Consider the following 19529-nt stretch of genomic DNA (forward strand, 5'->3'; position numbering starts at 1 on the left):
GGTGCACTTCTGGGAGAAGGTGATCGCCGAGATCAACCGGACCGACCCGGACGTGATCTTCCTGGCCGAGGCCTTCACCCGCCCCGCGATGATGCGCACCCTGGCCAAGATCGGCTTCCAGCAGTCCTACACCTACTTCACCTGGCGCAACAGCAAGCAGGAACTCGTCGAGTACCTCACCGAGTTGACCGAGGAGACCGGGGCGTACCTGCGGCCCAACTTCTTCGCCAACACCCCCGACATCCTGCCGCGCCACCTGCAGCAGCAGGGCCCGGCCGCCTTCGCGGTGCGCGCCGTGCTGGCCGCCACCCTGTCCCCGAGCTGGGGCGTCTACGCCGGCTTCGAGTTCGCCGAGTCCGCCCCCGCCGGCCCGGACACCGAGGAGTACCTGGACTCGGAGAAGTACCAGCTGCGCCCGCGCGACTGGACCCGCACCGACACCCTGGCCCCGCTGCTCACCACGCTCAACCAGCTGCGCCGCGCCCACCCCGCCCTGCAGGAACTGCGCAACCTCGTCTTCCTGCCCACCGACAACGAGCAGGTCCTCGCCTACGCCAAGCGCACCGGCGAGGACCACGTCATCGTCGTGGTGAACCTGGACCCGCACCACCCGCAGGAGGCCACCGTCACGCTGCCGGAGGGCACCGGGCCGGTCCCGGTGCACTGCGAACTGTCCGGCGGCGACCACCTGTGGCACCAGCACAACTACGTGCGGCTCGACCCGGCGCAGGGACCCGCCCATGTCCTGACGATCCGCCAGGAGGAGTGAGATGGCCGCGACACTCTGCGCCACCTGTCTGGACGCGGAGCACACCGCCGCGTCGCCCGAGGACGAACTGCTCGGCCCGCTGCTGCCGGTGCTGCTGCCCTGGCTGGTGACCCGGCGCTGGTTCACCCACGAGCGCGGCCACCTGGAGCGGCTCAGCCCGGTCAGCGTCTCGGTGCTGGACGGTCCGGCCGACGAGCCGGTGCTGCTGCACTCGCTGCTGGACGCCCGGCACGAGGGCGCCGGCTCGCACCACTACCAGCTGCTGGTCGGGCTGCGCCCGAGCCTGCCGCCGGCGCTGGCCGGCGCCCGGATCGGGCAGGCGGACGGCGGCCGCTGGGACGGCTGGTCGCTCTACGAGGCCACCGAGGACCACGAGCTGATGGAGCGGCTGCTGGAGCGCACGGTCCGCGCCGAGGGCGGTGGCCTGCGGATGTCGCTCACCGGCACCGACCGGGTGCCGAGCGGGCTGAGTGCGCGGGCGCTGGCGGTGGAGCAGAGCAACAGCACGGTGGTCTACGGCGACCAGCTGCTCTTCAAGCTGTTCCGCCAGCCCGAGCCGGGACCGCACCCGGAGACCGACGTGCTGCGCGGCCTGACCCGGGTGCACTGCGACCGGATCCCCGGGCTGGCCGGCTGGCTGCACACCGAGGGCGTGGCGCAGGAGCCCGTGGTGCTCGGCGTCCTGGAGGAGTTCCTGCCCTCGCGCGGCGACGGCTGGGCCCTCGCGGTCGAGCAGGCCGCGGACTGCATCAGCGGCAGCTGCCGGGTGATCCCGGCGCTGGACGGCTTCACCGGGGAGGCCCACGCGCTGGGCCGGGCGGTGGCCGAGGTGCACGCCTCGCTCGCCGAGGCCTTCGGCCAGCAGGAGCTCGGTCCCGACGAGATCCTCGGCCTGGTCGACCGGATGCGCCTGGACCTGCGCGGCGCGCTCGACCAGGTCCCCGAACTGGAGCCGTACGGCGGCCGGTTGAAGACGCTCTACGAGGACTTCGGCAAGCTGGCGGTGCGCCACCGCGCGCTGCCCGGCCAGCGGATCCACGGCGACCTGCACCTGGGACAGGTGCTGCGCACCGAGGACGGCTGGAAGGTGATCGACTTCGAGGGGGAGCCCGCCCGCCCGGTGGCCGAGCGCCGGCTGCCGCAGCCGGTGCTCAAGGACGTCGCCGGCATGCTGCGCTCCTTCGACTACGCCGGCCAGCAGGCGCTGACCACGCTCGCCGCCGCCGAGCGCCCGGGGACCGACCCGGACCCGGCGGCCGCCGCGCGGGTGCGGCCCGAGGACGAGAGCGCCGAGCAGGCCGCCGCCCGGCTGCGGCGGGTGCGCCGGGCCTACGCCTGGTCGGTGCGCAACCGCCGGGCGTTCACCGCCGGCTACGCGGCCGCCGGCCGGGTCGACCCGTACTGCCACCCGGTGGTGCTGCGCGCCTTCGAGGCCGAGAAGGCGGTCTACGAGGCGGTGTACGAGTCCCAGCACCGCCCGGCCTGGGTGCCGATCCCGATGGCCGCCGTCCAACGGCTGGTCGCCGGCCGCTGACCCGGCCCCCGTTCCCCTCACCCCCTCGACGACAGGATCGCTGACCCGTGACTGCCCGCCTCGCCCTCGAACTGGACCCGCCGGTCCTGCAACTCGCCGCGGCCCGGCCGGCGCCCGAGGAGACCGCCCGGCTGCTGGCCGGCCGCCACCACGACCCGCACGCCGTGCTGGGCGTCCACCCGGTGCGCGGCGGGGTCGCCGTACGGGTGCTGCGCCCCGGCGCGGACTCGGTGGTGCTGGACACCCCGCTGGGCCGGATCGCCCTGGCCCCCGCCGACGACGGCCTCTTCACCGGTCTGCTCTCGCCGGACTGGTCGGCCTCCTACCGGCTGCTGGTGCACGACGCGCACGGCGTGCGGGTCGAGGAGGACGGCTACCGGCTGCCGCCGACCCTGGGCGAGCTGGACCTGCACCTGATCGGCGAGGGCCGGCACGAGCAGCTCTGGCAGGTGCTCGGCGCCCGGCCGTGCGAGGTGGCCGGGACCGCCGGCACCGCGTTCGCCGTCTGGGCCCCGAACGCCGAGGGCGTGCGGCTGGTCGGCGACTTCAACTACTGGGACGGCACCGGGGCCCCGATGCGCTCGCTGGGTGCCAGCGGGGTCTGGGAGCTGTTCGTGCCCGGGGTCGGCGAGGGCGCCCACTACAAGTTCGAGATCGCCACCCGCGGCGGGGAGCTGGTGCAGAAGGCCGACCCGATGGCCCGCCGCGCCGAGGCGCCGCCGTGCACCGCCTCGGTGGTGGAGGCCTCGCACTACCGCTGGGGCGACGCCGAGTGGCTGGCCCGCCGGGCCGGCCACCGGGCCCAGGACCGGGCCATGTCGGTCTACGAGCTGCACCTGGAGTCCTGGCGGCCGGGGCTGGGCTACCGGGAGCTGGCCGAGGTGCTGCCCGCCTACCTGGCCGAGCTGAACTTCACCCACGTGGAGTTCATGCCGGTGATGGAGCACCCGTTCGGCGGCTCCTGGGGCTACCAGGTCTCCGGCTTCTACGCGCCGACCGCCCGGTTCGGCTCGCCGGACGACTTCCGGTACCTGGTCGACGCACTGCACCAGGCGAACATCGCGGTGATCGTCGACTGGGTCCCGGCCCACTTCCCCAAGGACGCGTTCGCGCTGGCCCGGTTCGACGGCGAGCCGCTCTACGAACCGGCCGACCCGCTGCGGGCCGAGCACCCCGACTGGGGCACCCTCACCTTCGACTACGGCCGGGCCGAGGTGCGCAACTTCCTGGTCGCCAACGCGGTGTACTGGTGCGAGGAGTTCCACGTCGACGGCCTGCGGGTGGACGCGGTCGCCTCGATGCTCTACCTCGACTACTCCCGCCCGGACGGGCAGTGGACCCCCAACCAGCACGGCGGCCGGGAGAACCTGGACGCGGTCGGCTTCCTGCAGGAGATGAACGCCACCGTCTACCGGCGCTGCCCCGGCGTGGTCACCATCGCCGAGGAGTCCACCGCCTGGGGCGGGGTGACCCGGCCCACCGACAGCGGGGGCCTGGGCTTCGGCCTGAAGTGGAACATGGGCTGGATGCACGACTCGCTGCGCTACTTCGGCCGCGACCCGATCCACCGCCAGTACCACCACCACGAGTTGACCTTCTCGATGGTGTACGCGTACTCGGAGAACTACGTGCTGCCGATCTCGCACGACGAGGTGGTGCACGGCAAGCAGGCGCTGGTCGCCAAGATGCCCGGCGACTGGTGGCAGCAGCGCGCCAACCACCGCGCCTACCTGGGCTTCATGTGGGCCCACCCGGGCAAGCAACTGATCTTCATGGGCCAGGAGTTCGCCCAGGGCTCGGAGTGGAACCACGAGACCGGCCCGCTCTGGTGGGTGCTGGACGACGGCTGGCCGGCCGCCGCCGACCACCGCGGCGTGCAGCGCCTGGTCGGCGAGCTCAACCGGATCTACCAGGACTGCCCCGCGCTCTGGGAGCTGGACACCTCCCCGGAGGGCTTCCGCTGGCTGGACGCCGACGCGGCGCAGGACAACGTCTACTCCTTCGTGCGCCGCGACGCCGCGGGCCGGGCCCTGGTGGCCGTGGTCAACCTGTCGCCGACGGTCCGCACCGGCTACCGGGTCGGGCTGCCCGACGCGGGCACCTGGGTGCCGGTGCTGGACACCGACCAGGTCCGCTACGGCGGTTCCGGTGCCGGGCCCACCACCCCCTACCGGGCCGAGGACGTGCCCTGGCAGGGGGAGCAGTTCAGTGCCGAGCTGACCCTGCCGCCGCTGGCCACCGTGTGGCTGTGCCCGCCGGGCACCGCGCTGCCGCTGGCGCCGGCCGACCCGGACCTTCTGGAGAGGAACGACCATGACGCCTGAGCTCGCCGCCCGGCTGGTCAAGGCCTACGACATCCGGGGCCTGTCCCCGCAGGAACTCGACGAGGCGGCCGCGCACCGGATCGGCGCCGCCTTCGCCCGGCTGACCGGCGCCCCGGAGATCGCGGTGGCCCGGGACATGCGCGACACCTCGCCCGCGCTGGCCGCCGCCTTCGCCCGCGGCGTGCGCGAGCAGGGGGCGGCGGTGGTGGACGCCGGCCTCGGCTCCACCGACTACCTGTACTACGTCTCCGGCCGGCTCGGGGTGCCCGGGGCGATGTTCACCGCGAGCCACAACCCGGCCGGCTACAACGGGATCAAGCTCTGCCGGGCGGGCGCCGTCCCGGTCGGCGAGGGGACCGGCCTGGAGGTGCTGCGGGCGGCGCTGACCGAGCCCGCGCCGGCGCCGGCCGGCCGGCCGGGCGGCAGCCGCGAGGTGGCGCTGCTGGCCGACTACGCGGCGCACCTGCACGGCCTGGTCGACCTGTCCGGGCTGCGCCCGCTCAAGGTGGTGGTGGACGCGGGCAACGGGATGGCCGGCCTGACCGTCCCGCTGGTCCTGAACCAGCCCGAACTGACGGTCGTCCCGATGTACTTCGAGCTGGACGGCAGCTTCCCGCACCACGAGGCCGACCCGATGAAGCCGGAGAACGTGGCCGCGCTCAAGGAGCGGGTCCGGGCCGAGGGCGCCGACCTGGGCCTGGCCTTCGACGGGGACGCCGACCGGTGCTTCGCGGTGGACGAGCGGGGCGAGGCGGTGCCCGCCTCCTCGGTCGTCGCCCTGGTGGCCAAGCGGCTGCTGGCCCGCGAGCCCGGCGCCGCGGTGGTGCACAACCTGATCACCTCGCGCGGCTCGGTGGAGCAGATCGAGGAGGCCGGCGGCAAGCCGGTGCGCTCCCGGGTCGGCCACTCGTTCGTCAAGGCGCTGATGGCCGAGCACCAGGCGGTCTTCGGCGGCGAGCACTCCGGGCACTACTACTTCCGGGACTTCTGGTTCGCCGACACCGGCCTGCTCGCGGCGCTCCACATCATCGCCGAACTCTCCTCCACCGAGGGCCCGTTGTCGCGCCTGGTGGACGGCCTGAAGCGCTACGAGGCGTCCGGCGAGGTGAACGTGCGCACGCCCGACCCGGCGGCCGCGGTGGCCGCCGTGGAGCGCGCGCTGGGCGACGCGGCGGCGCAGCTGGACCACCTGGACGGGCTGACCGCGAGCTTCGCGGACGGGTCCTGGTTCAACGTGCGGCCGTCCAACACCGAGCCGGTGCTGCGACTGAACGCCGAGGCCGGTGACGCGGCCACGCTGGCGGCGCTGCGCGAGCGGGTGCTGGCGGCGATCGCGCAGGCGTGACGGGCCCGGTGGGACGGGCGGCCCCCCAGCCGCCCGTCCCGCGGTGCACGCGCTCACGCCTGCGGGGCGACCACCTTGGCGGGGGCGGTGCTGTGCAGCGGGACCAGGCCGGCGCCGCTGAGCGCCCGCTGGTAGAAGGACATGGCCTCGACGGGGCACCCGTTGGCCAGCCAGACGTCGCCGGCCTGGCGCCAGACGGTGGCGCTGGCCCGGTTCTCGGGCAGCCGCAGGAGCTCGCGCTCGACCGCCTGCATGGTCTCCCGGGCGGACCGCTCCTCGCCCAGGTCGAACTGGGCCTGGGCCAGCAGCGCCCGGGCGAAGGCGGAGTCCCAGGGCGACTCGCTGCGCAGCAGCCCGATCGCCCGGCTGGCCCGGTCGATGGCGGAGTGCGGTACGCCCTGACGCAGCGCCAGACGGGCGAACTCGATCTCCACCTTCGCCTGTTCGACCGCGGTGCCGACCTCGACGACGGCGTCCTGCGACTCGGTCAGCAGCTCCTCGATCCGCTCGTACTCGGTGCTGTCGGTGTCCAGCAGGAAGGAGGCGCAGTTGGCCTTGAGGACGCCGAGGTGGCGGACGTTGTCGGTCTCCGCCATCAGCATCAGCGCGCGCTCGGTGAGGGCCAGCGACTCCTGGAACTGACCGCGGCTGCGGGCCACCAGGGCGGCGTTCCAGTAGACCGAGCCGCGGGCCACCCGGGAGCCGCTCTGCTCGGCCATCGCGGAGAGCCGGTTGACCAGCAGCTGGGCCTGGGTCAGGTCGCCGCGCTGGAAGTAGCAGGTGATCAGCGTGGCGCCGAGCTGGATGTGGTCGTCGGTGTACTCCAGGCCCAGCTGGTCGAGCCGCTTGAGGGCGCGCTCGCCCACCTCGACGCTCATCATCTGGTCGCCGGAGTCCCGGTAGGCCCGGCACAGCGCGACGGCGAGCTGGGCCCACTCCCCGGTGCCGGGCACCGTGGCCCGGTCCTCGAACAGGGCCGTGAAGAGCTGGATCGCGGCCTCCAGCCGGCCGAGCTTCTCGAAGGCCAGCGCCTGACCGAGCCGGGCCCGGCGGACCGTCGCCTCCTGCAGCAGCGGGGCGTTGGCCAGCGCCTCGCTGTAGGACTGCAGGGCCTCGCCGTTGGCGCCGTTGCGCAGCGCCATGTCACCGAAGGCGACCTTGAGTTCGAGCTCCTTGACCCGGGCGTCGTCCCGTCCGGTCCGCAGGTAGTCGACCGTGCAGCCGACCCGCTCGGCCAGCGTCTTCAGGACGGTGTCCGAGGGCGCGCGCTTGCCGGTCTCGATGAGGGAGACGTAGCTCACCGAGATGTCGTCGGAAGCGAGGTCCTGTTGGTTCAGTCCGCGCTTCTGGCGCAGTTCGCGCAGCCGCTGCCCGATGCCATTCATCTCACTCTGTGATTGGTCCATGGTTCTCCGGTCAACGGGGAGGTGGAGCTGATCGAGCCCTACCTCAGGGGTGCCCATTTGACTCCATCTTTTACACCACCTGCGGGCACTCGCCAAGGAGGTCGGCGGGTACCGAAGGCTGCACTACGTGAACAACACACGGGGCATACGTGGTCCTTCCCACTGTGCGCATGGTTACTCTCCGTGCTGCAAAGTCGCCAGTCAAGACGATCATTGACAGTGTGGGTCAACTCGGATTGACTCTCCTTGTCAACGAAACTGACTAGGCGAAAGGCACCGCCCCCATGCGCACGATCCTTCCGCTGTCCCTCGGCGCCGTCCTGCTCCTCCTCGGGGCTCTGTTCGTGCTGGCCCCCAGCGGTTCCGCCACGTCCACGGCCCCCCTGGTGGACGGCAGCACCTCGGTGAACTCCACCACCGACACGACGGGCAACCTGCCGACCGGCGGCTGTTGCTGACCGCGCCCGCGGACCCCGACCGCACCTGAAAGGACCTTCCTGATGCGCGTCGACCTGCTCACCCGCGAGTACCCGCCGGAGGTCTACGGCGGCGCCGGAGTCCACGCGGCCGAGCTCACCCGGGCCATGCGCACGCTGGCCGAGGTCCAGGTGCGCTGCCTGGGCGTGGCCCGCAGCGAGGCGGACACCACGGCCTACCAGGTGCCGGCGGACCTGACTGCTGTCAATCCGGCTTTACAGTTCCTCGGAGCCGACCTGCGGATCGCCGCCGACTGCGCCGGGGCCGACCTGGTGCACAGCCACACCTGGTACGCGAACGCCGCCGGGCAGCTCGCCAAGCTGCTGCACGGCGTGCCGCACGTCATGACGATGCACAGCCTGGAGCCGCTGCGGCCGTGGAAGGCCGAGCAGCTCGGCGGCGGCTACGCGCTCTCCAGCTGGCTGGAGCGCACCGCCGCGGAGGCGGCCGACGCGCTGATCGCCGTCTCCGGTGCGATGCGGGAGGACATCCTGCGCGCCTACCCGGCGGTCGACCCCGAGCGGGTGCACGTGATTCACAACGGAATTGACAGCGAGATCTACCGTGCCGACCTGCGGCTGGACGCGCTGGAGCGGTTCGGCATCGACCCGGCCCGCCCGTTCGTCCTCTTCGTCGGCCGGGTCACCCGGCAGAAGGGGCTGCCGCACCTGCTGCGGGCCGCCTTCGAGCTCCGGCCGCAGGCCCAGCTGGTGCTCTGCTGCGGGCAGCCCGACACCCCGGAGATCGCCGCCGAGGTGGCCGGCCTGGTCGACGAATTGAGCCGCACCCGGGACGGGGTGATCCGGATCGACGGGATGCTCGACAGCACCTCGGTGCGCCAGCTGCTCACCCACGCCGCCGCCTTCGTCTGCCCCTCCGTCTACGAGCCGATGGGCATCGTCAACCTGGAGGCGATGGCCTGCGGCACCGCCGTGGTGGCCACCCGGGTCGGCGGGATCCCCGAGGTCGTGGTGGACGGCGGGACCGGCCTGCTGGTCGACTACCGCGCCGCCGAGGACGGGACCGGCGAGCCGGCGGACCCGGCCGAGTTGTCGAACGGGCTGGCCGCGGCCGTCAACCGGCTGCTGGACGAGCCGGACCTGGCCGAGGTGTACGGGGCGGCCGGCCGCCGCCGGGTGGAGGAACGGTTCTCCTGGACCGGCGTGGCCGAGCGCACCCTGCGGGTCTACGAGAAGCTGGCGGGCTGAGCCGGGCGGACCGGCTCCGGCCCGTCCGCCGCGCCCGCCCGCTGCAGCAGCGACAGCGCCGGTCCGGCCGCCGCGGTGGCCAGCAGCGCGACCACCAGCAGCGCCTCGAACAGCCGGTGCCCGATCAGGCCGGCCTGGTACCCGGTGGTCAGCACCACGATCTCGGTCAGGCCGCGGGTGTTCATCAGCACCCCGAGCCGCAGCGCCGCGGTGCGCCCCAGGCCCTGGCGCCGGCCGAGCAGGGCGCAGACCGCGAACTTCGACACCGTCGCCACCACCAGGAGCAGCGCGACCAGCAGCAGGAAGCTCCCGTCCGTCAGATCGGCGCCCAGGTCGACCTGCTGACCGGCCCCCAGGAAGAAGCAGGGCAGCAGCACGGCGGCCAGTTGGCCGATCACCGCGGCCGGTCCCTGCGGCCGGGCGGCGGCGACGGCCGGCCGGCGGCGGTCCGGCCAGGCCAGGCCGAGCATCAGGCCGCCGAACAGCGGGTGCAGCCCGAGTCCGGAGGAGAGCGCCGCGGCCAGGCAGATCGCCCCGACGGTGGCCACCACCCCGATCTCCCGGCCGGCCGACCGGACGGCCGATCTCCCGGCCGGCCGGCGGCGGGCCAGCAGGGCGGCCGCGGCGGCGCCCAGCAGGGCCGCCAGCAGCTGCACCCAGCCCATCCGCCCGGCCAGCCAGAGCGCCACCCCGAGCAGGCACCAGCAGGCCGCGTCACCGATCGAGGCGGCCACCAGGCTGAGCCGGCCGACGTAGGTCCCCTCCAGCCCGCGGTCCTGCAGGATCCGGGCCAGCACCGGCACCGCCGTGACACCCATCGCGCAGGCCAGGTAGAGGGCGAAGCCGGGCAGGCCGACACCGGCGCCCGCCAGGTGGTGCCGGTGCAGCGGTACGGCCAGGGCCAGGCCGGCCAGCGCGGGGGCCAGCAGCGAGACGGCGGCCAGCACCAGCGCGGCCCGCCCGGTCGGCCTGCCCGCCCGGCCGTCCCGCCCGCCCGGTCCGGCGGCCAGGTGGCGGCCGATCTCGAACGCGTACAGCGCCACCGCGAGCTGGGCCAGCCCGCCGAACACGGTGCGCACGTCCTGGCCGAACAGGCTGCGGTGCACCGAGGGCAGCAGCCGGCCCAGCAGGGTGGGTCCGAGGGCCACCCCGACCGCGATCTCGGCGAGGACGGCCGGCTGCCCGAACCGGGCGGCCAGCCGGCCCGCGGCCCGGCTCAGGCCGAGCAGCAGGGCCAGTGCGGCCAGGAGCAGCGTGGTGCTGTCGAGATTTCTCACGGTGAGCCTCCCCAGGGGCGGCCACCCAGCGTGGTCGGCGGGGTGACGGTCCGTGCCGGCGCGGGAGCGGAGCCCTGAGCGGCTGTGGCGGCGGCTGTCGAACCATATTTATGATCTAATTGACAGTTAGAAATATCTTTTGTCAAAGACCGCGGCCCAGAGTCAGCGTCCGATCCACCGGCATTGCGTCAGGTCCCAGGGGGCGCTCGCTTGACTCCGCGCGCCGTGCGTGTCGGCCGCGCGCTCCGCTCGCGAATGTGGGCCCCCGTTCACCGGCTGTCCGCCCGCTGGACGGCTCCCCGGTCCGGCCGCTCCCTGGTGCGAGGATGGCGGCAGTACCGTCGCGGTGATCAGGAGCCCTTGCCATGACCAGCAGCGCCGTCCACCCCCAGCGGATCGCCTTCCTCGGCACCGGAAAGATCGGCGAGGCGCTGCTCTCCGGCCTGCTGCGGGCCGGCAAGCGCCCGGCCGAGGTCATGGTCACCGCCCGGCGGCCGGAGCGGGCCGCCGAGCTGGCCGAGCGCTACGGGGTGGCGGCCGGCACCAACGCCGAGGCCGCCAAGCTCGCCGACACCCTGATCCTCGCGGTCAAGCCGCAGGACATGGGAACCTTGATGGAGGAGCTGGGTCCGCACCTGACCCCGGGCCGACTGGTCATCTCCGCCGCGGCCGGCATCCCGACCCGCTGGTTCGAGGCCCGGCTGCCCGCCGGCACCCCGGTGGTCCGGGTGATGCCCAACACCCCGGTGCTGGTGGACGAGGGCATGAGCGTGATCTCCGGTGGCTCGCACGCCACCGAGGAGCACCTGCTGCGGGCCGAGGAGATCTTCGCCTCGGTCGGCAAGGCACTGCGGCTGCCGGAGTCCCAGCAGGACGCGGCCACCGCGCTCTCCGGCTCCGGACCGGCCTACTTCTACTACCTGGTGGAGGCGATGACGGACGCCGGGATCCTGCTCGGACTGCCCCGCCAGGTGGCGCACGACCTGATCGTGCAGTCCGCGATCGGTGCCTCGGTGATGCTGCGCGACTCCGGCGAGCACCCGGTGAAGCTGCGGGAGGCGGTCACCTCGCCGGCCGGCACCACCATCGCGGCCATCCGCGAGCTGGAGAACCACGGGGTGCGGGCGGCACTGCTGGGCGCGCTGGAGGCGGCCCGGGACCGCTCGCGCGAGCTGGCCTCCGGCGGCAAGTGACGATTAGGTCAACTGTCCAACTCAGTCCTGGCCGACCCCTCCCCAAACCGGCGGCCACCACCTACGCTGCCGCCAACATCTTCGTACCGGGCAGTAGGCGCTGCCCCGGTGGTGAGCGAGGTCCCGGATGACCAGCGATGTCCCGGCGGTGACGGCGCGGCTGCGCCGAGCCCGCACCGCCCTGCTGATCAGCTTCCTGCTGCAGGGCACCACCTTCGCCCTGCTGGTCACCCGGATCCCCGGCATCCAGCGCCAGTACGGACTCTCCGACGGCACCCTGACGGTCTTCCTGGCCGCGGTGCCGATCCTGGCCGGGGTCGGGTCGATCCTGTCCGAGCAGCTGGTCAAGCGGACCGCACCGCGCACGGTGCTGCGGATCGTCCAGCCGCTGGTCTGCCTCACCCTGGTCGGGGTGGGCCTGGGCCACCAGCTGTGGGCGCTGGGCCTGGCCCTGGCCGGCTTCGGCCTGCTGGTCGGCGCGCTGGACGCCTCGATGAACATGCTCGGGGTCGGCCTGCAGCACCGGTACGGGCGCTCGATCATGCTCGGCTTCCACGCCGCCTTCAGCCTGGGCGGCATCGTGGGCGCGCTGCTGGCCAGCGCCGGCGCCCACCTGAGCCTGCTCACCCTGTTCGGCGCGAGCGTGGCGGTGCTGGTGCCGGCCGCGCTGGTGGCCGGTCGGTTCTTCCCCGGGCCGGCCGAGCTCGGCGACGCGGTGCGCGAGGCCGCGGCGGCCGCCGCCCGGTCGATCCCCTGGAAGCCGCTGCTGCCGCTGTGCGCCGCGATGGCCTTCGCCTACATCGCCGACTCCACAGTCTCCAACTGGAGCGCCAAGTACCTCACCGGGACCCTGCACAGCACCGACCGGGTGGCCGCACTGGCCTACGCCGGGTACATGGTCGCGCTGCTGCTCGGCCGCACCTTCGGCGACCGCGGCGTGCAGGCCTTCGGCGCGGTGACGGTGGTCCGGGTCGGCGCCGGGGTGGCCGCCCTGGGCTTCGGGATCGCCGCACTGGCCCCGGCCGCCTGGGCCGGGATCCTCGGCTTCACGGTGCTGGGCCTGGGCATCTGCGCGGTGATCCCGCAGGTCTTCGCGGCCGGCGGGCGCCTCTTCCCGGACGACTCCGACGCCGCGGTGGCCCGGCTCAACCTGTTCAACTACGTCGGCTTCCTGGTCGGTTCGCCGCTGGTCGGCGCGATCGCCGGCGCCTCCTCGTACCGCTGGGCGCTGTGCGCCCCGATGCTGCTGGTCCTCGCGGTCGTGCCGCTGGCCGGGCACTTCGCCCCGGCCGCGCGGCAGCCGATAGCGTTGGACCATGCCCCCAGCCGAGTCTGACCGAGCCTGCGCGCTGAGCCTCTTCTGGGACGAAGGGGTCACCGCCTACAACTTCGGCCCGCAGCACCCGATGGACCCGACCCGGCTGGCGCTGACGATGCGGCTGGTGGAGGCCTTCGGGCTGGACCGCGCGCCCGGGGTCACCCGGGCCGCCGCGCCGCCGGCCGGCGAGTCCACCCTGGCCCTGGTACACCGCTCCGAGTACATCGCGGCGGTGCGCCGGGCCGCCGCGGACCCGACCGCGGTCGACCTGCGGCACGGCCTGGGCACCGACGACAACCCGGTCTTCCCGGCCATCCACGCGGCCTCCGCGCTGATCGCGGGCCAGTCGGTGGCCGCCGCCGAGTCGGTCTGGCGCGGCAGCGCCCCGCACGCCGTCAACTTCGCCGGCGGGCTGCACCACGCGATGCCGGGCCGGGCCTCCGGCTTCTGCGTGTACAACGACGCGGCGCTGGCGGTGGCCCGGCTGCTGGAGCTGGGCGCCGAGCGGGTCACCTACGTGGACGTGGACGTGCACCACGGCGACGGCGTGCAGCAGGCCTTCTGGGACGACCCGCGGGTGCTCACCGTCTCGCTGCACGAGCACCCCAGCACGCTCTTCCCGCAGACCGGCTGGGCCACCGAGACCGGCGGCGAGGCCGCGCCCGGCTCGGCCGCCAACCTGCCGCTGCCGGCCGGCACCGGCGACGCGGGCTGGCTGCGCGCCTACCACGCGCTGGTCCCCGAGCTGCTGGCCGCCTTCCGCCCGCAGGTGATCGTCAGTCAGCACGGCGCCGACACGCACGTGGAGGACCCGCTGGCCCACCTCGCGGTCACCGTGGACGCGCAGCGCGCGGTCGCGGCCGACCTGCACCGGTTGGCCCACGAGCTGTGCGGGGGCCGCTGGGTGGCGCTCGGCGGCGGCGGGTACGCGGTGGTGGACGTGGTCCCCAGGACCTGGACCCACCTGGTGGCGATCGCCGCCGGGCAGCCGTTGGACCCGGGCACCGAGACCCCCGAGCCGTGGCGGGCCGAGGTGTTCCGTCAAGCCCGCCGCCAGGCCCCCTTGCGGATGACCGACGGGGTCGACCCCGCCTTCCGCGACTTCCACGAGACCGGCTACGATCCGGCGGACCGCCTCGACCAGGCGATCCTGGCGGCCCGGCGGGCCGTCTTCCCCCAGCACGGGATGCTGCCGTAACGTCTCGAACGGCGACGGAGCGCAGCGAAGCTGCTACAGAACGCCGATGCCGGGGCTCCTCCAACGGGCTGATGTCCGATCGTACAAGGAGTCGCCATCTCCCTCTTCCCACCCGTACCACCCGCAACTACTCTGGGGATACGCGTGTGTCGGTCGAGTCACCGGAGGGGAAGCCGGTGCCTTGCACACGGATTAGGGTCGGGTGAGGTCATGAGTTCCGGCGAACGCCCCCTGCAAGAGGTCAACTTTCTGACCGTCGCAGAAGTCGCTTCGGTCATGAGGGTGTCCAAGATGACGGTCTACCGGTTGGTGCACAGCGGAGAGCTGCCCGCCATCCGGGTCGGCCGGTCCTTCCGGGTGCCCGAACAGGCGGTCCACGACTACCTCAAGGACTCCTACGTCGGGCGGCAGAGCGCCTGAGCACGCCGCTCGGGTGGTCCCGATTACGGGCCGGGCCGCTCGGACGGTAGGCTAGGCCCTCCGTCAGTCGTATGGACTCCGTCTCTCACGGGCGGCAGTCTCAGTGAGCGAGGGTTGTTCCGTGGGCTCTGTCATCAAGAAGCGTCGCAAGCGTATGGCCAAGAAGAAGCACCGCAAGCTTCTGAAGCGGACCCGCGTGCAGCGTCGCAACAAGAAGTAACACCTACGGAGCCGCGCTCCAGGTGCAAAGGTGCTGCCCGTCCCGGCCCTCGTGGCCCGGGGCGGGCAGCACTCGTTTCCGGGCCGGCCCGGGGCGCCGCACCGGCGCCGGGCAGCCGCTCGGACTTCGGCTCCGCAGCGCGGTACGGTGCAACCGTCGAGCGCGGCGGCCGGAGGGTGGCGGAACAGTGGGCAAGGTGGTGCTGGTCACCGGCGTGGCCCGGCAACTCGGTGCCCAGTTCGCCGAGCGGATCCGCCGTCAGCCGGGGGTCGAGCTGGTGGTCGGCGTCGACGTGCTGCCGCCCCGGCACCTGCCGCCGCCGCAGCCGGGCGACCCGGTGGCCGACTACGTCTTCGCGCCGGTGGACCTGCGCCGCCCCGCGATCGCCCGGGTGCTGGCCGAGTACGCGGTGGACACCGTGGTGCACCTGAACGTCAGCGCCACCAATCCGGGCGCGGCCGGGCGGGCCACCGTCAAGGAGATCAACGTCATCGGCAGCATGCAGCTGCTCGGGGCCTGCCAGCAGTCCGCCCAACTGCGCCGACTGGTCGTCAAGTCCACCACCGGGGTGTACGGCGCCACCTCGCGCGACCCCGCCGTCTTCACCGAGCGCACCCAGGCCAAGACCCTGCCCAGCGGCGGGTTCGCCAAGGACGCGGCCGAGGTGGAGGGCTACGTGCGCGGCTTCGCCCGGCGCCGGCCCGACGTGGCGATCTCGGTGCTGCGGTTCGCCAACCTGGTCGGCCCCGGGGCCGACACCCCGCTGGCCGAGTACTTCGGGCTGCCGGTGCTGCCCACGGTGCTGGGCTACGACCCGCGGCTGCAGTTCGTCCACGTGGAGGACGCGGTGGAGGTGCTGCGGCTGGCCGCGCTGGACCCGGCGCCCGGCGCCGCCACCACCGGCACCTTCAACGTGGCGGGGGACGGCGTGCTGCTGCTCTCCCAGTGCGCCCGCAGGCTGGGCCGGCCCACCCTGCCGATGCCGGCGCCCGCACTCGGCTGGGCGGCCGCGCTGGCCAAGCAGACCCGGGTCTCCGACTTCTCGGCCGAGCAGATCGGCCTGCTCACCCACGGCCGGGTGGTGGACACCACCGCGCTGCGCGAGGTCTTCGGCTACCGCCCGCGGTACACCACGCCGGAGGCGTTCGCCGACTTCGCCGCCGACCAGGGCGGCGGGCTGCTGCCCCCCGAGCGGCTGGCCGCCCTCACCGACCGGCTCACCGACCTGCTCAAGCCCGCACCCGAGGAGTCCCGATGACCGCCGGCCAGGCCAAGGTGATCCCGATCGAGACCGCGCCCAGCTGGACCGCCGGCGAGCCCGGGCGCACCCCGCTGGCCGACCGGCTGGCCGGGTCGGTGGCCGGCCTGCTGGCCGGACGGTTCGGCCCGGCGGCCGAGTCGGTGCTGGGCAAGGGCTGGGAGGACCGGGCCGCCAACGGGCTGGCGTTCCTGCGCCGCCGGATCACCGGCGACTACCAGGTGGACGAGTTCGGCTTCGACCAGGAGCTGACCGAGGAGGTCCTGCTCTCGGTGCTGCGGCCGGTGGCCGAGCGGTACTTCCGGATCGAGGTGCGCGGGATCGAGAACATCCCCACCGAGGGCGGGGCGCTGGTGGTGGCCAACCACTCCGGGGTGGTGCCGCTGGACGCGCTGATGACCCAGTGGGCGATCCACGACCACCACCCGGCCCGCCGGCACCTGCGGATGCTCGCCGCCGACCTGGTCTTCGTGCTCCCGCTGGTGGGGGAGCTGGCCCGCAAGGCCGGGCACACGCTGGCCTGCAACGAGGACGCCCAGGCGCTGCTGGAGCGCGGCGAGGTGGTCGGGGTCTGGCCGGAGGGCTTCAAGGGCATCGGCAAGCCGTTCGCCGACCGGTACAAGCTGCAGCGGTTCGGCCGCGGCGGCTTCGTCGCCTCGGCGCTGCGGGCCGGGGTGCCGATCGTGCCGTGCTCGATCGTCGGGGCGGAGGAGACCTACCCGATGCTCGGCAACGTCAAGACGCTGGCCCGGCTGCTCGGCCTGCCCTACGTGCCGATCACCCCGACCTTCCCCTGGCTGGGCCCGCTCGGCGCGATCCCGCTGCCGACCAAGTGGACCATCCAGTTCGGCACCCCGATCCCGACGGACCAGCACCCGCCGGAGGCGGCCGAGGACCCGATGCTGGTCTTCAACCTCACCGACGAGGTCCGCGAGACCATCCAGCACACGCTGTACCGGCTGCTGGTGGAGCGGCGCTCGGTGTTCTTCTGACGGGCCCGACCGGCCGTCGAGGGGCGGTCCCGGACCGGGACCGCCCCTCGACGGTGCGTCAGTTGCCGCTCAGGTCGAGCCCGGGCAGCAGGCCCGGGATCAGCGGTGGCAGGTTGAGCCCCTGCTGCGGCGCCGGGGTGCTGGGCGCCGCGCTCGGCGAGCCGTCCGGGGTGGCCGCGGGGCTGCCCGGGGCACCGGAGGGGGCGCCGGCCACGCCGTTCTGACCGGTGAGGCTGCCGGTGAGCCCGTTGACCAGGCCGCCCACCGGGTTGGCGCCGGCCGGGTTGGACCCGCCCGCCGCGCCGCCGCTGCGGTCCGCCGTGCCGCCGTCGGGCCGGTTGCCGCGCCCGTCCGGGTTCGGCGAGGCCGCCTGCTGACCGCCGGTGCCGGTGCTGGGACTGCCGCCGGCCCCGGAGCCGTCGGACGACGGCGCGGTCGACGGGGTGCCGGCCGGGTGGCCGTGGCCCTGGTCCAGGTGGAGCGGGGCCACCTCGGCGGTGAAGTCGCCGAAGAGCTGGTCGACCTGGCCGGCCTCGGGGGTCAGCTGGGCGGGCAGCTGCGACTGGAGGTTGTTCCAGTGGCCGTCCTGCCCCTCGGTGAACGCGGCCAGCTTGCGCATCGGGTCCAGCGAGCCGTTCGCCCGGTAGACCGAGCGGAGCAGGTCGCGGCCCTTGGCGGCCTCGGCGTGCATGTCGCGCAGCGCGTTGCCGAGCCGGCTGACCGTCTGCGGGCTCAACCCCTTGCCGTCGGTCTGCCCGATCAGCGAGCGGGCCTCGGCGAGCCGGGTGGTGGCCTGGTCCAGCAGCAGCGAGCCGCGCTCGGCGTCCGAGTCGGCCAGGTCGAGCCGCAGGCCCTCCAGACCGCGCTTCATGCCGTACAGCGGGTCGCCCGGCAGCGCGCCCGAGCTGGCCGCGGCCACGCCGGCGAAGCTGCCCACGGTGACCCCGGCGACCAGGCCGGTGATCGCGAACCGGCGGCCCCAGCGGCGCCGGTGGCCGATCCGGTCGGCCCGGTGCCGGCGCGCCACGGGGGCGGCGAGTCCGCCGCCGGCCACCGTCTGCTCGAAGGCGGCCATCAGGAGCGCTCGCTGTTCGGCACGCTTCTCGGCGCCCAGGCCGGGCACGCTCAGCGCGCTCAGGGCCTCGGCGGTGTCGAGGAGTTGCCCAAGCGGTGCACTGCCGACCGCGGCGGGTTGCTGTCCTGTCCGGTGGGCCTCCAGCGCCTCGGCGAAGGCCTTCGCCCGCCGGTGCTCCAGCACGTTAGCCGTCACGGGCCACACCTCCCTTCGTCGTTGTCGACTCCCCGGCCTGCCGGACGGTTGCCACGGCGGGCCAAATCCACTCCTTCGGGTGACTCGGCGCGGCATTGCTTGACCGCGGCGCCCGAGGGGGTTTGCACGCTGGGCAACGAGTGGTGCCGGTGGTCGGTTACGCACGAGTGATCATGTGACCGCATTCTCACCCGGACGTGTGGGAACGGTCTTCGGGATGACGCCCCCGGCTCCCGGCGGGGAAGGGGCCCCGGTCGCGCGGATATGTTCATCGGGCGCGGATCACCGGGCGTCCGGGGGCAGCAGCCGGGCCAGCGTGCGCACCGCGCGGTACTGCAGGGTCTTGATCGCGCCCTCGTTCTTGCCCATGATCCGGGCCGTCTCGGCCACCGAGAGCCCCTGCAGGAAGCGCAGCGTGACGCACTCCTGCTGCTGCGGGTTGAGCCGGCGCACCGCGTCCAGCAGGGCCGCGTTGGAGAGCGACTCCAGCACCGAGTCCTCGGGGCTGCGCTCGCACTCGTTGGAGTCGAGCATCTCCCCGGTGGTCACCTCCAGCCGGAACCGGCTGGACTTGAAGTGGTCGGCGACCAGGTTGCGGGCGATGGTGACCAGCCAGGCGCCGAAGTCGCGGCCCTGCCAGGTGAAGGTGCCGATCCGGCGCAGCGCGCGCAGGAACGTCTCGCTGGTCAGGTCCTCGGCGGTGGCCCGGCTGCCGACCCGGTAGTAGATGTACCGGTAGACGGTGTCGCTGTAGTGGTCGTACAGCTGGCCGAAGGCCTCGCTCTCGCCGGCCTGGGCCCGCTCGACCAGCTCCATGATCGGGTTCGGCTCGGCCTCGCCGCCCTGGTGCGGCACCACCCGGGACCGGGTGCGCGCGCCGCCCCCGGCGGCGGTGCGGCTGCGGGTGCCCGGTCCGGTCGTGGTCGAGCGCAGGGCCGGACCCGGCGGCAGGCCCACCCCGGCGGGCACCAGCTGGCCGGGCAGCAGGCGCACCGGGCCGTCCTGGTGGGCCAGTTGGGTGCGCAGCAGTTCGCGCAGCAGCCGCAGGTTGCGCGCGGCGGGGATCACGAGTTCGGCCACCGGGCGACTCACCGGGTGACTCTTGGCGGCGGGCGGCGACGGGCGGGAGGGAGCAGGCGCGTCGTTCCGGACGGGTGGGTACACGGGACTCCCAGAGGCAGAACTGTGGACGGATCACCTCCGCCTGCGCGGAGAGCACACTCCCCGTCACCCCGCGGCGGGGACGCCTGGGGTGGGCGTGCATCCAGGAGAGAATAACGCTTTGTGCAATGACAGCTACACCGTGTGGCCGAAGTGGTC

17 protein-coding genes are annotated in these 19529 nt (G+C 73.7%); 13 read left to right on the forward strand and 4 right to left on the reverse strand.

Annotated elements, in window-relative coordinates:
- The 4 genes from ACFW1A_RS14975 to ACFW1A_RS14990 all read left to right on the forward strand — a co-directional run.
- The coding region (locus tag ACFW1A_RS14975; RefSeq protein ID WP_380408960.1) for an alpha-glucosidase C-terminal domain-containing protein at nucleotides 1–769 on the forward strand (769 nt) is incomplete at its 5' end.
- 1 nt (nucleotide 770) lies between these two features.
- The gene (locus ACFW1A_RS14980) at nucleotides 771–2303 is read left to right on the forward strand and encodes a phosphotransferase (protein ID WP_380408962.1); all 1533 of its coding nucleotides are present in this window, start codon (nucleotides 771–773) and stop codon (nucleotides 2301–2303) included.
- A 47-nt stretch (nucleotides 2304–2350) separates the two neighbouring features.
- Nucleotides 2351–4627: a 1,4-alpha-glucan branching protein GlgB gene (gene glgB / locus ACFW1A_RS14985; RefSeq protein WP_380408964.1), complete on the forward strand. Its 2277-nt coding sequence runs from the start codon at nucleotides 2351–2353 to the stop codon at nucleotides 4625–4627.
- Nucleotides 4617–5972 carry a phosphomannomutase/phosphoglucomutase gene (locus ACFW1A_RS14990; protein WP_380408966.1) on the forward strand — a complete coding sequence of 452 codons (1356 nt, stop codon included), beginning with the start codon at nucleotides 4617–4619 and terminating at the stop codon, nucleotides 5970–5972. Before glgB ends, ACFW1A_RS14990 begins: the two co-directional genes overlap by 11 nt.
- A 53-nt stretch (nucleotides 5973–6025) precedes the next feature.
- Here the strand turns inward: ACFW1A_RS14990 and ACFW1A_RS14995 are convergent, their stop codons facing one another.
- Complete coding sequence (locus ACFW1A_RS14995; protein WP_380408968.1) at nucleotides 6026–7378, reverse strand: helix-turn-helix domain-containing protein; 1353 nt, start codon at nucleotides 7376–7378, stop codon at nucleotides 6026–6028.
- Nucleotides 7379–7662: 284 nt separating this feature from the next.
- Here ACFW1A_RS14995 and ACFW1A_RS15000 point away from each other — a divergent pair, with 284 nt between their 5' ends.
- A complete protein-coding gene (locus ACFW1A_RS15000) occupies nucleotides 7663–7836 on the forward strand; it encodes a hypothetical protein (RefSeq protein ID WP_380408970.1) in 174 nt (57 codons plus the stop codon).
- A gap of 42 nt (nucleotides 7837–7878) precedes the next feature.
- The gene (gene glgA / locus ACFW1A_RS15005; RefSeq protein ID WP_380408972.1) at nucleotides 7879–9063 is read left to right on the forward strand and encodes a glycogen synthase; all 1185 of its coding nucleotides are present in this window, start codon (nucleotides 7879–7881) and stop codon (nucleotides 9061–9063) included.
- Here glgA and ACFW1A_RS15010 read toward each other — a convergent pair.
- Complete coding sequence (locus ACFW1A_RS15010) at nucleotides 9042–10340, reverse strand: cation:proton antiporter (RefSeq protein ID WP_380408974.1); 1299 nt, start codon at nucleotides 10338–10340, stop codon at nucleotides 9042–9044. The two genes, glgA and ACFW1A_RS15010, sit on opposite strands and share 22 nt — an antisense overlap.
- A gap of 365 nt (nucleotides 10341–10705) precedes the next feature.
- Between ACFW1A_RS15010 and proC the strand changes: the two genes are divergently transcribed.
- The 7 genes from proC (at nucleotide 10706) to ACFW1A_RS15045 (ending at nucleotide 16939) form a co-directional block, all read left to right on the forward strand.
- Nucleotides 10706–11533 (forward strand): pyrroline-5-carboxylate reductase, encoded by an 828-nt coding sequence (proC, locus tag ACFW1A_RS15015; protein WP_380408976.1) that lies wholly within the window; start codon nucleotides 10706–10708, stop codon nucleotides 11531–11533.
- A 127-nt stretch (nucleotides 11534–11660) separates the two neighbouring features.
- On the forward strand, nucleotides 11661–12869 hold the full coding sequence (locus ACFW1A_RS15020; RefSeq protein ID WP_380408978.1) for an MFS transporter: 1209 nt from the start codon (nucleotides 11661–11663) through the stop codon (nucleotides 12867–12869).
- Nucleotides 12850–14049, forward strand: a complete 1200-nt coding sequence (locus ACFW1A_RS15025; RefSeq protein WP_380408980.1) for an acetoin utilization protein AcuC — start codon at nucleotides 12850–12852, stop codon at nucleotides 14047–14049. The genes ACFW1A_RS15020 and ACFW1A_RS15025 overlap by 20 nt, the downstream gene beginning before the upstream one ends.
- A 210-nt stretch (nucleotides 14050–14259) precedes the next feature.
- A complete protein-coding gene (locus ACFW1A_RS15030) occupies nucleotides 14260–14469 on the forward strand; it encodes a helix-turn-helix domain-containing protein (protein ID WP_035847941.1) in 210 nt (69 codons plus the stop codon).
- A 121-nt stretch (nucleotides 14470–14590) separates the two neighbouring features.
- Nucleotides 14591–14689 carry a 30S ribosomal protein bS22 gene (locus ACFW1A_RS15035; RefSeq protein WP_003948845.1) on the forward strand — a complete coding sequence of 33 codons (99 nt, stop codon included), beginning with the start codon at nucleotides 14591–14593 and terminating at the stop codon, nucleotides 14687–14689.
- Between the two features lie 187 nt (nucleotides 14690–14876).
- Nucleotides 14877–15947, forward strand: a complete 1071-nt coding sequence (locus ACFW1A_RS15040) for an NAD-dependent epimerase/dehydratase family protein (RefSeq protein ID WP_380408983.1) — start codon at nucleotides 14877–14879, stop codon at nucleotides 15945–15947.
- Nucleotides 15944–16939 (forward strand): lysophospholipid acyltransferase family protein, encoded by a 996-nt coding sequence (locus ACFW1A_RS15045; RefSeq protein ID WP_380408985.1) that lies wholly within the window; start codon nucleotides 15944–15946, stop codon nucleotides 16937–16939. The genes ACFW1A_RS15040 and ACFW1A_RS15045 overlap by 4 nt, the downstream gene beginning before the upstream one ends.
- A 58-nt stretch (nucleotides 16940–16997) precedes the next feature.
- Here ACFW1A_RS15045 and ACFW1A_RS15050 read toward each other — a convergent pair whose 3' ends face one another.
- Together ACFW1A_RS15050 and ACFW1A_RS15055 are read right to left on the reverse strand one after the other, a co-directional pair.
- On the reverse strand, nucleotides 16998–18209 hold the full coding sequence (locus ACFW1A_RS15050) for a DUF5667 domain-containing protein (RefSeq protein ID WP_380408987.1): 1212 nt from the start codon (nucleotides 18207–18209) through the stop codon (nucleotides 16998–17000).
- Nucleotides 18210–18491: 282 nt separating this feature from the next.
- Complete coding sequence (locus ACFW1A_RS15055; RefSeq protein ID WP_380409013.1) at nucleotides 18492–19238, reverse strand: ECF subfamily RNA polymerase sigma factor, BldN family; 747 nt, start codon at nucleotides 19236–19238, stop codon at nucleotides 18492–18494.
- Nucleotides 19239–19529: the final 291 nt, after the last annotated feature.

The sequence above is a fragment of the Kitasatospora sp. NPDC058965 genome, from assembly GCF_042741245.1.
Classification (GTDB): domain Bacteria; phylum Actinomycetota; class Actinomycetes; order Streptomycetales; family Streptomycetaceae; genus Kitasatospora.